At 30.9% G+C, this 14,329-nt stretch carries 10 protein-coding genes and 1 pseudogene; all 11 read left to right on the forward strand.

Annotated features, from left to right (window positions below; all coding sequences use genetic code 11):
• The first annotated feature begins 215 nt into the window (after window positions 1-215).
• Window positions 216-737, forward strand: a complete 522-nt coding sequence (locus tag Q2T46_RS00220; RefSeq protein ID WP_303264768.1) for an RNA polymerase sigma factor — start codon at window positions 216-218, stop codon at window positions 735-737.
• Entirely contained in the window at window positions 730-1,917 is a 1,188-nt protein-coding gene (locus Q2T46_RS00225) for a hypothetical protein (RefSeq protein WP_303264767.1), read from the forward strand. The genes Q2T46_RS00220 and Q2T46_RS00225 overlap by 8 nt, the downstream gene beginning before the upstream one ends.
• Window positions 1,918-2,083: 166 nt before the next feature.
• The gene (locus tag Q2T46_RS00230; RefSeq protein WP_303264766.1) at window positions 2,084-2,569 is read left to right on the forward strand and encodes an ABC transporter permease; all 486 of its coding nucleotides are present in this window, start codon (window positions 2,084-2,086) and stop codon (window positions 2,567-2,569) included.
• Between the two features lie 11 nt (window positions 2,570-2,580).
• On the forward strand, window positions 2,581-4,650 hold the full coding sequence (locus tag Q2T46_RS00235; RefSeq protein ID WP_311062284.1) for an ABC transporter permease: 2,070 nt from the start codon (window positions 2,581-2,583) through the stop codon (window positions 4,648-4,650).
• Between the two features lie 93 nt (window positions 4,651-4,743).
• Window positions 4,744-7,299, forward strand: coding sequence for an ABC transporter permease (locus tag Q2T46_RS00240; protein ID WP_303264765.1), 2,556 nt, complete (start codon window positions 4,744-4,746; stop codon window positions 7,297-7,299).
• Between the two features lie 107 nt (window positions 7,300-7,406).
• Window positions 7,407-7,580, forward strand: a pseudogene (locus Q2T46_RS00245) (ABC transporter ATP-binding protein); the annotation flags it as partial.
• Window positions 7,561-7,746 carry a hypothetical protein gene (locus tag Q2T46_RS00250; protein WP_303264763.1) on the forward strand — a complete coding sequence of 62 codons (186 nt, stop codon included), beginning with the start codon at window positions 7,561-7,563 and terminating at the stop codon, window positions 7,744-7,746. The pseudogene Q2T46_RS00245 and the gene Q2T46_RS00250, both read left to right, overlap by 20 nt.
• The gene (locus tag Q2T46_RS00255; RefSeq protein ID WP_303264762.1) at window positions 7,739-10,306 is read left to right on the forward strand and encodes an ABC transporter permease; all 2,568 of its coding nucleotides are present in this window, start codon (window positions 7,739-7,741) and stop codon (window positions 10,304-10,306) included. The genes Q2T46_RS00250 and Q2T46_RS00255 overlap by 8 nt, the downstream gene beginning before the upstream one ends.
• 69 nt (window positions 10,307-10,375) lie before the next feature.
• Complete coding sequence (locus Q2T46_RS00260) at window positions 10,376-11,038, forward strand: ABC transporter ATP-binding protein (RefSeq protein WP_303264761.1); 663 nt, start codon at window positions 10,376-10,378, stop codon at window positions 11,036-11,038.
• A 36-nt stretch (window positions 11,039-11,074) separates the two neighbouring features.
• Entirely contained in the window at window positions 11,075-13,633 is a 2,559-nt protein-coding gene (locus Q2T46_RS00265; RefSeq protein ID WP_303264760.1) for an ABC transporter permease, read from the forward strand.
• Between the two features lie 17 nt (window positions 13,634-13,650).
• On the forward strand, window positions 13,651-14,316 hold the full coding sequence (locus Q2T46_RS00270; protein WP_303264759.1) for an ABC transporter ATP-binding protein: 666 nt from the start codon (window positions 13,651-13,653) through the stop codon (window positions 14,314-14,316).
• The last annotated feature ends 13 nt before the right edge of the window (window positions 14,317-14,329 follow it).

Below are 14,329 nucleotides of genomic sequence, written 5' to 3' on the forward strand. Positions count from 1 at the left end.
TTGCGGCCATTATTTAAAAAAGATAGAAAGTATCATGAATAATGAAAATACTGTATTATTTAAAACATCTAATTAAGTTCCTTAAAAGTTAAATAAAATTTTCGACAGTATCTCTTTTTTTAAGTTGACATTTTGTATTACATAAATATTTATGTGAGACCTTTTTATAATTTTTACGTCTTTTATTATAGATGCAGTTTATGTGGGAGGTTAAAATGGTTAAAATGGATTATCCAGATCTTGAATATTTATGCGATAGAACATGGCCGTTATTATTTAAATATGTCTATTATAGAGTAAATGATATGGACGATACAAATGATATTGTTCAAGAAACGTATTTAAGAGCAATTAAAAACTTTGGAAACGTGCGGGATAAAAAATCCTTTTTGCCTTATTTAAAGAGCATTGCTAGGAATATTATGATAGATAAATACAGGGGAAAGAAAATAAGTGATATACATTTTAATGAAATGAATGTAGAGATGCTTTCTGATGACATAATGTTAGAAGAATATGTTGTAAATCTTGAAGAGAAAGATCGCCTTTATTCTTGCCTATTGTCTTTGCCTGAAAAATACAGGATAGTTATAGAACTTCGCATTATAGAAGGTCTCAGCTTAAAAGACTGCGCAAAGATATTGGGCAAGAGTACATCAAGCATAAAAAATATTCAGTATAGAGCAATAATTAAATTGCGTGAATTGATGAAAAAGGAGGCATTGCGAAATGAATAGTGATGACCTTAATAGGCTTATTGATAAATTAAATATTAACAGTAAATCGGCTTTTGATGATGAAGAAACGATATCCCTGCTAAAAAATTTAAAAGATTTAAAAGACACGTACTATAAAGACAAAGATGTGATTGAAAGCATCAAAGCTAAAAGAAGAAGGAAGTCATCGCTTATAGCTGCCACCTTGATATTTTTCACATCAATACAATTATTTAATTTACCTTTAATAGGTACAAAAATCGGAGATGGTACCTTATCACCATCTTATAATGTCGTTTATGCAATGCAGAAGACTTATGATAGTGTGAAAACCATAGTACTTGATACAAACATGGTAGAGATAAATATAAAAAATAACAAAGTGATAAAAAAGGAGTTCTGGAAAGAAATATATGCAGGGCCATTAAGCTATCGAATGGAGGGGTGTGATCAAATATTGATTGCTGATGGCACTAAAACACTGAACTATGATAAAAAAGCGAAAAAAGGTGTTTTGAAATGGACTAATCCATTGGCATCACCTGTGTTGGAACTAAAATCGCAAGTGGATGATATATATAAATATGGTAATTATAAGCTGGTTGGTAGTGAAAATTTAGACGGTATCGATACTAATGTAATTAAAGTTGAGACAGAAATAAAAAAAAGTAAAGCGAAAGTTAGAATAAAAACAGACACATACTGGATTGACAAAAAGACAAATTTTATAGTTAAACATGAAGAACTAAACGGAGATGTCAAAAGAATAGTAACATATAATATAGATTTCAATACACTAGTAAATAAGGATGATTTGAAGCCAAATTTGCCGGAAGATGTATATGTATATAATACTTTTGACAACATGTATATATTTAACTCAATAGAAGCTGCTAAAAAGGCATCAGATAATGATTTAATTATACCTGATAAACTTCCCACGGGCTTAAAATTCTTCAATGCATGGAAATACAAAAAAGATCCTAATCCATCTAATCCTTATAATCACTCTATTCAATTGTGCTATTACAATGAAGATTACACTAAAGTAGTATATATAGAAGAGTTTAAAAAAGGTGATGAAATACTTGTAAAGATTTCTACAAATTTCGTACATGGTGAACTAAAACCTACAATAGATGACTTAAAATCAAAGTACAGAAATATTGATATTACTCTGTCAGAGTCGAGTGTTTATTGATTAATACTGAAAGGATTTTTTATAAAAATTAGTGCAATTCTATATTTTGCAGCACGGGATTTTGTGGCGAATCAATATGGTATATGTGTGAGTCATTCTTATGACTTAAACGTCTTTATATACAGGAGGTTATGCAGGAACTATATAAAAACAGGGGTTGATAGAAATGAACGTATATATACATTTAGCATTAGCATATCTGAAAAAACAAAGAGGAAGGACTATTGCCTTAGTATTAGGTGTCGCTTTGGCAGTAATGCTTGTATTTGGGACTAACGTCATATCTGAAAGCCAGAGCAGAAACCAGCTTGCTAATATTTACAAAATGTATGGAACATATCAGGGCATATTTACTAATCTAAATAAAGACTTGACTGAGAAAATAAAAAATGATAAAGACGTAAGTAAATCTGCAGTAGCAGCTAATTTAGGAAATCTCGTTACTGATAATGGAATTTCAATGATATTAAATTCAACAGACAAAGACTACATAGAAATGAATGGATACACTCTTATAAAAGGACATTTGCCTAATAAGCAAGGAGAAATAGTATTAGAATCACAGGCTTTAAAAAAGATGGGACTTAAAGAAAAGCTGGGTGAGACAATAAATTTTAAAATCAAAAAGGAAATAAAGATGAAAACGGCCTGAACCAAATATACATGGAAAACAAGTCGTTCACATTGGTGGGGATATTAGATAAGCCCAAACAATATTATGAGGGGTACTATTCACTGAGAGGATTTACATACTTTAAAGAAGGTGAAAATAATGTACTGCCTGACAATCTTATAACATATGAGGAAATTGTCAAGCTAAAATCAAATGCAAATCTGTCGGGAAAATTAAATCAGATAAGAGAAAGGTACAATATAGGGAGACAGAACTATGAAGTAAATAGCCAGCTAATAGCAGCCCTTAATGATTTTAGTGCTCAAAACACAAATGCTTTCACATATCAGTTTAATATATTGATAGTAATTACAGCGATTCTTCTTATATATAACATGTTTAACATATCTTTAATAGACATGATAAAACAAATAGGCATGATGAGGGCTATAGGGTCGTCAAAGAAACAAGTGAGACTGATAATAGGATTTCAAAGTTTATTTATTCTAATCATTGGATTAGTTCTTGGTCTTCTGATGGGAATTGCATTTTCCTACTTTGGAATTAAACTGTATAGCTTTGTATCTACCAATATAGATGTATCAGAATCATCAGTATACATAAGCATGAAAAACGTATGGAATGCTGTAAAAGTTGGAGCCTTAACTGTCATAGTTTCAAGCATAATACCGATATGGATATCAGGCATGATATCACCAATAGAAGCTATGAGAAAGAGCGATAGATCAGGTGGAAAGCAAAGAAATAGAGGATACCATAAGTTTATAAAAAAGATATCTGGTATAACAGGTGAGATGGCATATAAAAATGTGTGGAGAAATAAGTGGAGGACTATAATAATAGTTGTATCAGCAGCAATGGCAGGATATTTATTTATAAATGATATCGCAGTTGTTAATAAGGAAAGTTTAATTAGTGCAATGTCTATTACAATTACCAACATGCAGGATAATGATTTTAAACTATCATTTGGTGCAAATACAGACCCTTATTTTACAGGTTATACAAATGATGATTTAAAAGCCATATCTCAGATAGATGGAGTAAAAAAAGTAGGGACAAAGGTATCTATGATAGGGTTTTTAGAATCTGAGGTAAATGATTTAGATAATGACTTTAAAAAGTACAATGGAATTTCAAATACAAATAAAAATGTGGAAACAACGATAGAAGTAAAAGGCTATGATGATGATCAGTTGCAGGGATTTAAGAAGTATATAGATAAAGGGTACATGTCATCACTGAATAATTCATCAGATAAATATCCAAATGCAGTTGTGTATAACTATTATTATGATATTTTAAATAATCATAAGCTCGAAGGAATTAGAAAAGATTTAAATGTAGGTGATATCATAACCATAAGGATTCCTGTTGCCAAAGGTGATAAGATAACATATGAAGAGCAAAATGTCAGAGTAGGTGCACTACTAAAACAGGAATGGATATTTAGAGGGGATAGTACGCGAGGAAGGTATATGGAGGTAATACTTCCTCAGAAATACTTAATGACCATTTCAGGGAAAAGTACATATGAACAGATCAGTGTGCAGTCTAAACCGGGAAAGGATACTTATGTGTATAATAGAATAAACAAGATTTTAGAGAATAAGCCATTTGCAGAAATGGAAAGTAAGCTAAGCTATATTGAGACATATAAAAACTTTGGTACTCGAAAATTAAAATCCGATTTTTTGATTGTATCACTAATACTGCTAATAGCAGGCATGAATGTATATAATACGCTAAAAACCAACTTATTGATACGTACAAATGAGTTTGCCACACTTAGAGCAATAGGCATGACAGCCAAACAGCTTAAAAGCATGATAATAAAAGAATCGATTATTTATGGCCTTTTAAGCAGCATAATAGCGGCTTTAATAGGTGGATATAGAGTTTATAGATTTTATGAAATGCTAAATGAAGACTATAGCCATGGATTTGGTGCTACTCATTTGCCTCAATTTAAATTTCCAGTTATACCAATACTATTGTACAGTGCTATAGTTATAGTTATATGTATATTGTCATCTTATGTATCTGCAAAGAAAGTAGAAAAGCTTAATATAGTAGAAGGTCTTAATGTAATTGAATAAAAAAGATATGCGATTCAAAGAGTTAATCTTTTATACCGGTTATGAACGTTTATCCCTAACATAATAAGAAATTAATAAAATGAGGGGGCAAAAATGAATAAATATCTTTTTAAAGTAATTTCAGCATATATAAAAAAGTATAGATCAAGATCATTAGCTATTTGTCTTGGCATTATCTTATGTACAGCATTAATAGTAGGAGTTGGAACTCTAGCTGATAGTGCCAAGCATGCTAATGTAACTAAAACAAAATATGAAAGCGGAATCTACCATGTTAGGTATAATATCGATATAGATGAATCAAAACTCAAAATGATAAAAAATGAACCGAATGTTGAAAAAGTTGGCATCTCTTCATATTACGATTCTACTGTACCTGATGGGCGAATAATTCTAAATATAATAAAGGCAAATAAAGATTATGTACAGTTAACTAATTCTAAGGTAATAAAAGGAAGGTTTCCGGTAAAAGATGATGAAATAGCTATAGAAGAATGGGTTTTAAAAAACATGGGGGTAAATCCGGAGCCAGGTACTAAGATTAATTTCAATTTATATGGAAAAAAGACTAACGAAACATACATTTTAACCGGGATTTTACAAGACAGGCCACGGTTAAAATCATCAGGGCAGATGGAAGCCATCCTTAATCTAAATGAAAATGATTCTTATAAAGATGCACAAGTTTATGTAAAGTTTGATGAAAATACTGGCATAAATAAAGATATACAAAACATAACCGAGCACTTGAAAATAGATAATAAATATGTTAGAAAAAACAATATGCTTTTGGAATCATTAGGAAGCAGCAAAAAAATAGATCCTACTTTTTTATTGATATCACTTGTTGCAGGGGTAGTATCATTAATAGTAATTTTAGGCATTTTCAATATAGCCATATTACAAAGGCTATCTGAATATGGAATAATGAGGGCAGTTGGAGCAGGTTCCTTACAAATTTTGATGCTGCTTTTTTATGAATTATTAACCTTACTATTTATTAGCACACCAATCGGAATTGTGGGTGGTCTTGCGGGAGCGAAACTTTTAAGTTCAATAGCAGGAAATCTATTCACAGAAGGAAAAGTCGACATAAAAAATATAGTTCTATCTCCGAGAGTTTTCTTGATGTCCATAATAATTAACCTTATTTCTATAATTATAGTTACTTTGGTTACATATAGAAGCGTAAAAAGGCTAACGCTTATTGACTCAATAAGAAAAAATTTAAACACGGATATAAAATACAAAAAAGTATTAATTAAGACAGATTTCTTATATAGAATTCTACCATTTTCAAAATATATTTCATTTAGAAACATCTTTAGAAATAAAAAAAGTTTCTATATGATAATTCTATCTATGTGCTTGGGGAGCACTATATTCATAGTATCAAATTTTTATGCAGAGCTTACAGCAGCTCAAATAAATAAAGAGGCCGAAACATCAAAGATAAATACCGATTATAAAATAGAAATAATACCCGGTACAAATTTATCAGTGGGTATTCCCCTTGAAGACATCCAAGAAATAAAAAACTTAGAAGGTGTAGAAGAAGTTAAAACAATACAGCCGATATACGGGAGAATGAAACTGAAAAAAGAAAATATAGCTGAGCCTTTATATTTTGAACAGATAAATGACTCTCCTTATTTTAAAGAAGTACTTAATGGCCTGCTTGTTAAAGAACCAAATAGTGACGAGTACATATTGAAAAATGATATTTATGGATATGATGATAAGCTTCTTAAAGAGATGAAAAAATATGTAAAAGAAGGACAGATAGACATAGAAAAAATGAAAAAGGAAAAAATTGCTATCATTGCTATACCTCATCCAATGAACACTAAACATTTAAGTCCTAATGTGGTGAATTTAAAAGTTGGAGACAAGATAACGGAAAGTTTTAGAAAAGATGGGGATACAGGAGAAGAATTTTTTAGAATGGAAGATGCAAATGCACAATTTAAAGAGGAAGAATTTACTGTAGGAGCAATAGTAGAAAAATTAATAGATTCTTCCGATTATTATGCAGGCAATAATAGTGTTCAAGTTGTCATATCTAACGATATTTTACAGAAAATAAGCGGATTTAAAAATTACAGACTCATTGATATAAATGTAAAACCAGGTTATAACAGTGAAAAATTGTACAATCAGATTTTAAAAATTGCTAAAAGAACACAAGGAGCGACAGTTTTAAATCTAAGCAATGAAAAGCAGAAGATAAAGGCATTTGCGACAAATCAGCTTATATTTATCAATACCATAGTAATAGTACTATTTGCCATAAGCTTCTTAAATATAATCAATAATGTAAGTTACAGTTTAATATCGAGAGTAAATGAGTTTGGCATGATAAGAGCCGTTGGCATTACAAACAAAGAATTCAGAAAGATGATAACATTTGAAGGTATGACATATGGAATATTTTCAAGTATTTTGTCTGTGATATTTGGACTGACTGGACAGGTAATATTATTTAAATACTTAGGTCCAAATTTAATCACTCCAAAATTTACAATTGATTGGAAAATATATCTTTTCATCATAATAGTAAATATCCTTTTAGGATTTTCAGCTACATTTATTGTATCAAGAAGGGTTAAGCGTATGAGTATAGTAGAATCTATCAGCACAATAAATTAGGAGAGGAGCATTTATATATGGTTATATTAAAAACGATAAATTTAAACAAAGTTTACGGAAGGGGTGAAAATAAAGTACATGCGCTAAAAGATATAAACATAAAGTATTTAGCAGATAAACCCACGGGGAATTTAGACACAAAAACGACAGGTGAAGTAATGAACCTGATAAAAAATTCTATTAAAAAATATAATCAGACACTTGTATTGATAACACATAATGAAAATATAGCACAAAGTGCAGACAGAATATTATCTATCGTTGACGGAGAAATACGATAAAGATAATAATGGCGAGAATGGACATGGAACTTCTTGCGCATCAACTATAAAGAGAGAATTTAATGATGTTGAAATATTTGTGGTAAAAGTATTAGGCAAGATGCAAGAACAAATAGACAAATATTTAAGGGTGCATTTAGTTAGGAGGCATATAATACATGTTTAAATTATCATTACAATATATCAAACATTACAAAAAAAGGACTTTTTCTGTGTTGGTGGCTATAATCCTAAGTGTTGCTGTTATTGCAAGTATAATAATATTGGGCCAAAGTGCCAACCAGGCAAATATTGATAGTATAAAATATGACGAAGGAAGTTACCATGCGGTTTTTACAAAATTAGACAATGATCAGATAGAGAAAATAAAAAAGGATAAATCAATAAAAGACAGAGGATTTGCAGAGTATTATGATTCGGTTGCCTTAACTGATGATTTTTATTTGAATATTCTAAGGGCAGATAAAGAATACATAAAATTAGGAAGCTCTTTCAGTGGTAATTCATTTATCAAAGAAGGAAGATATCCAGAGAAAGATAATGAAATTGCTGTTGAAGAGTGGGTCTTAAATGTTCTTGGGAAAGAACCTAAAGTTGGCAGTGACTTGCAACTTAAGCTGGAAGACAGAAGGGAAACAAAAACGTATAAATTGGTGGGAATATTGAAAGACAGACCAGAATTTAAAAGAAGTATGACCTTACAGGCATTTTTGCCTATTAGTGATGATTTTAAAGGAAACAGAAATATTTCTATGGTGACATTTAAAGATGAAAACAATATAAATAAATTGACGTCTTTACTGGCAAAGAAATTGAATGTGAAGAGCGATGACATAGTTAAAAACACGACGCTAATAGAGGCATATGGGAAATTAAATAATATATATAAAAACAATATTTTTTCATTACTTGTAATATTGGTAGCTTCTTTTATAGTTATATATGGAATATACAGCATATCAATTCTTCAAAGAATATCAGAATACGGAATTTTATTAGCTATAGGTAGCAGTAGAAAGCAATTGATGGAAATAACATTATATGAATTGCTTATATTGAGTGCAATGGGTGTCCCTATAGGTATTATATTAGGTCTGATCGTTTCAAAGCTGTTAAGCGGTTTAGTTGGAAATGTATTTACTGAAGGAGCTGTCAACATAAGCCGGCTTGTTATAACTAAGGAAGCCTTTATTATACCTGTAATTGTTACAGCAGCCGTCATACTTTTGATTGTTATTGCAGTCTATATAACCATATCAAAGATATCATCTATAGAAGCTATAAGAAAAAATTTAGGACTAAGAGAAAAATGCAATAAAAAAATATATAAGAAAGTAGCCTCAGGGAAAAACCTGTCCATATATTCAATTGTAACTATAAGGAATATTCTTTCTAACAGCAGAAGCTTTATAATGATTATACTATCAATAAGTATTGCAGGCATACTTTTTATAAATGCAAGCTACTTAAGTTTTTTAGAAGAAAGGCAAGTAGACAATATAGCAGATAGCATAGGGTATAATTCCGACTATAAAATAAATCTTGTACCCGGTGCGAAAAAAACCGACGGGCTAAGCAGCAAAGAACTAGAGAGAATAAGGTCATTAAACGGAGTAAGGGATTTATCAGCTATACAGGTAATATATTCAAGACTTATGCTAAGCAGTGAACATATATCAGAACCTATGTACTTTGAAAATTTAAACAGCACTCCATATATAAAAGATTTGATGAATGGAATGTTAGTCAAAAATTTAAAGGCGACGGATAAATTGGAAGAATATATTTTAAAAGATAATATGTACGGTTATGATGATAAATCTCTTGCCAAGTTAAGAAAATATTTGGTAAAAGGTAAAATTGATATTGACAGGATGAAAAAAGAAAATCTTGCCATTGTGAGGATACCCAATCCCATAAATACAGAAAATAAAAGGCCTTACGTTGCAAATTTCAAAGTGGGAGATAAAATAAGAGTTGCTTTTTCAAACAAGGGAACAAATTCTGAGGAAAGCTGGAAAATTAATTATAATGACGATAGCTATGAATATAAAGAATATACTGTGACGGCAATAGTAAACAATCTGTTGGATTACGATAATTATTATACTGTAAATAACAGCGTTGATGTTGTCCTATCCTCGGATATATTTAAAAAGGATACGGGGATAACTCAGTATAAGATTATAAGCATCAACAAAGAAAGAGGAGTAAATCATAATGTCTTATATAAAAAGATTAAATCAATAATTGATAAGAAACCTGGAGTAATTTTAAGAGATTTAGATAAAGAAATAGAAAATTTTAATATACTGAATGAAAATAAGCACAGATTTATAAATGCAATTGTAATGATACTGTTCATTATGGGAGTATTTAATATAGCAAACAATATTAAATATAATATTGCATCGCGAATGAGAGAGTTTGGCATGTTAAGAGCTGTCGGCACTACAAACAAAAGCCTGAAAGAGATGTTTTTAGCTGAAGGGTTCTTATATGGAGCTATATCAAGTGTAGTAGTAATTATCTTTGGAGTGTTGGTTCAATATATTTTATATAATAAATATTTAGCTATATATATAAATCCCATCTTTAAGATACAATACAGAGAATATTTGATTGTTATCATTATAAATTTTATAGTAACAATTGCAACAACATACCTATCATCTATGAATATAAGAAAAACAGCAGTAGTTGATATGATCAAAAATGATCAATGACTCCAAGTTAAGCGTATGAGTATAGTAGAATCTATCAGCATAATAAATTAGGAGAGGAGCACTTTATATATGGTTATATTAAAAACGATAAATTTAAACAAAGTTTACGGAAAGGGTGAAAATAAAGTACACGCACTAAAGGATATAAACATAAATGTAGAAAAAGGTGAATTTTTGGCAATCGTAGGACCAAGCGGAAGTGGAAAATCAACATTGCTCCACTTATTAGGAGGACTTGATAAACCAACAGAAGGAACAGTTGAGATAGATGGTGTGGATATATATAAGCTATCTGAGGACAAATTAGCTATATACAGGAGGAGAAATATAGGATTCGTATTTCAGCAGTACAATTTGATACCAGTATTAAATGTAAGAGAAAATATAGAAATGCCAGTAAGACTAGATAAAAAAATACCAGATAAAGAATATATAGATGATTTGATAGAATTTTTAGGGTTAACAGAAAGACAAAGACATTTACCAAATCAGCTTTCAGGAGGGCAGCAGCAGAGAGTGGCAATAGGCAGAGCATTGGCAGCAAAGCCCAGTATAATATTAGCAGATGAACCCACGGGGAATTTAGACACAAAAACGACAGGTGAAGTAATGAACCTGATAAAAAGTTCTATTAAAAAATATAATCAGACACTTGTATTGATAACACATAATGAAAATATAGCACAAAGTGCAGACAGAATATTATCTATTGTTGATGGAGAAATACAATAGAGATAATATTATTCAAATTTTAATTGGAGGATAGAAATGAATGTATATATACATTTAGCATTAGCATATCTGAAAAAACAAAGAGGAAGGACGATTGCTTTAGTATTAGGTGTCGCCTTGGCAGTAATGCTTGTATTTGGTACTAACGTTATATTTGAAAGCCAGAGCAGAAATCAGCTTGCTAATATTTACAAAATGTATGGAACATATCAGGGCATATTTACTAATCTAAATAAAGACTTGACTGAGAAAATAAAAAATGATAAAGACGTAAGTAAATCTGCAGTAGCAGCTAATCTAGGAAATCTCGTTACTGATAATGGAATTTCAATGATATTAAATTCAACAGACAAAGACTATATAGAAATGAATGGATACACTCTTACAAAAGGTCATTTGCCAAATAAGCAAGGAGAAATAGTATTAGAATCACAGGCTTTAAAAAAGATGGGACTTAAAGAAAAGCTGGGTGTGACAATAAATTTTAAAATCAAAAAGGAATATAAAGATGAAAACGGCCTGAACCAAATATACATAGAAAACAAGTCGTTCACATTGGTGGGGATATTAGATAAGCCCAAACAATATTATGAGGGGTACTATTCACTGAGAGGATTTACATACTTTAAAGAAGGTGAAAATAATGTACTGCCTGACAATCTTATAACATATGAGGAAATTGTCAAATTGAAATCAAAGGCTAATCTATCGGGTCAGTTGAATCAGATAAGAGAGAGGTATAATATAGGAAGATGGGATTATGATCTAAATATACAACTGGTAACAGCACTTGATGATTACAGTTCTCAAAATACGAATGATTCTGTACGTCATTTTAATATTTTGATAATAATTACAGCGATTCTTCTTATATATAACATGTTTAACATATCTTTAATAGACATGATAAAGCAAATAGGCATGATGAGGGCTATAGGGTCGTCAAAGAAACAAGTGAGACTGATAATAGGATTTCAAAGCTTATTTATTCTCATCATTGGATTATCTCTTGGTCTATTGATGGGAATTGCATTTTCATATATTGGGATGAAGTTGTTTAACTTTGCATTTTTAGATGTATCACAATCAACAGTGTACATAAGTGCGAAAAACATATGGAATGCATTAATAGTCGGTACAGCAACAGTCATATTATCAAGTATAATACCCATATGGATGTCAGGAATGATATCACCAATAGAAGCTATGAGAAAGAGCGATAGATCAGGTGGAAAACAAAGAAATAGAGGATACCATAAGTTTATAAAAAAGATATCTGGGATAACAGGTGAGATGGCATATAAAAATGTGTGGAGAAATAAGTGGAGGACTATAATAATAGTTGTATCAGTAGCAATGGCAGGATATTTATTTATAGATGATATTGCATTTCTTAACAACCGAGATGCGGTGTATAATACAACACCGTATGTTTTAAACATGCAGGACTATGATTTTAAATTGTTGTTTGGTCCAAATATAGATCTATATTTTACAGGTTATACAAATGATGATGTAAAAGCCATATCTCAGATAGAAGGAGTGAAAAAAGTAGGTACAAAAGTATCTATGGAAGGTTTTTTGGAATCTGATGTAAATGATTTAGAAAATGACTTTAAAAAGTACAATGGAATTTCAGATACAAATAAAAATGTGGAAACAATGATAGAAGTAAAAGGCTATGATGATGATCAGTTGCAGGGATTTAAGAAGTATATAGATAAAGGTGACATGTCATCGCTGAATAATTCATCAGATAAATATCCAAATGCAATAGTATTTAATTACTATTATGATATTTTTAAACATAAGCTCGAGGGAATTAGAAAAGATTTAAAAGTTGGTGATACCATGACAATAAGGATTCCTGTTATCAGAAATGGCAAAATAGCATATGAAGAGGAAAATATCAGAGTAGGTGCACTATTAAAGCAGGAATGGACAGCTAAAGGTGACAGTACACGGGGAGCCAGGATGGAGATAATCCTTCCTCAAAAGTACTTAATGACCATTTCAGGGAAAAGTACATATGACCAGATCAGTGTGCAGTCTGAGGCGGGAAAGGACACTTATGTGTATGATAGTATAAACAAGATTCTAAAGGACAAGCCTTTTACAGATGTGGAAAGCAAGCTAAGTTATATAGAAAAGAGCCAAAAAGGATTTACGGGAGTATTGAAATCAGACATGGTGATCGTAGCATTGATATTACTAATAGCAGGCATGAATGTATATAATACGCTAAAAACTAACTTATTGATACGTACAAATGAGTTTGCCACACTTAGAGCAATAGGCATGACAGTCAAGCAGCTTAAAAGCATGATAATAAAAGAATCGATTATTTATGGTGTATTGAGCAGCATAATAGCGGCTGTAATAGGCAGTTACAACGTTTATTCATTTTACAGTTTGGTAAACAGGCAGTACAAGGCTGGATTTAACATAAGCGAAAGGCTGCAATTTAAATTTCCAGTTATACCAATACTATTGTACAGTGCTATAGTTATAGTTATATGCATATTGTCATCTTATGTATCTGCAAAGAAAGTAGAAAAGCTTAATATAGTAGAAGGTCTAAATATAATCGAATAAAAGATGAGGTGGAGATTATGAGCATATTAGAGACAGTAAAATTGACTAAGACATACGGCAAAGGTGACAATAAAGTAGAGGCTTTAAAGGAAGTATCAGTTTCTATAGAAAATGGAAAATTCACTACTATAGTAGGCCATAGCGGTTCAGGTAAGAGTACGTTGCTTCACTGCATGGCAGGACTAGATGTGCCTACATCAGGTGAAGTATTATTAAATGGTGAGAATATATTTAATCTATCGGAAGAAAAACTTTCGATACTGAGAAGGCGAAACTTCGGATTTGTATTTCAAAGCTTTAACCTTATACCAGTTATAGACGTGTATGAAAATATAACATTGCCAGTATCATTAGATAATAAAAAAATAGATAAGGACTACATATCGGAAATAATAGAAATTTTAGGACTAGAGAGCAAGATAAAAAGCTTTCCAAATGAACTCTCAGGAGGACAGCAGCAAAGAGTAGCAATAGCAAGGGCACTATCAAACAAACCAGATATAATATTTGCAGATGAACCAACAGGTAATTTAGACAGTAAAACAGCGGAGGAAGTGATGAAATTCTTTAAACTCTGTGTAGAAAAATTTGGACAGACTTTGATTATGGTAACTCATAATAAAGATATAGCAGCATCAGCAGATGTATGCATAACAATACAAGATGGCAAGATTCTAAGCTAAATGATGACATTTA

The sequence above is a fragment of the Thermoanaerobacterium sp. CMT5567-10 genome (genome assembly GCF_030534315.2).
GTDB lineage: Bacteria > Bacillota > Thermoanaerobacteria > Thermoanaerobacterales > Thermoanaerobacteraceae > Thermoanaerobacterium.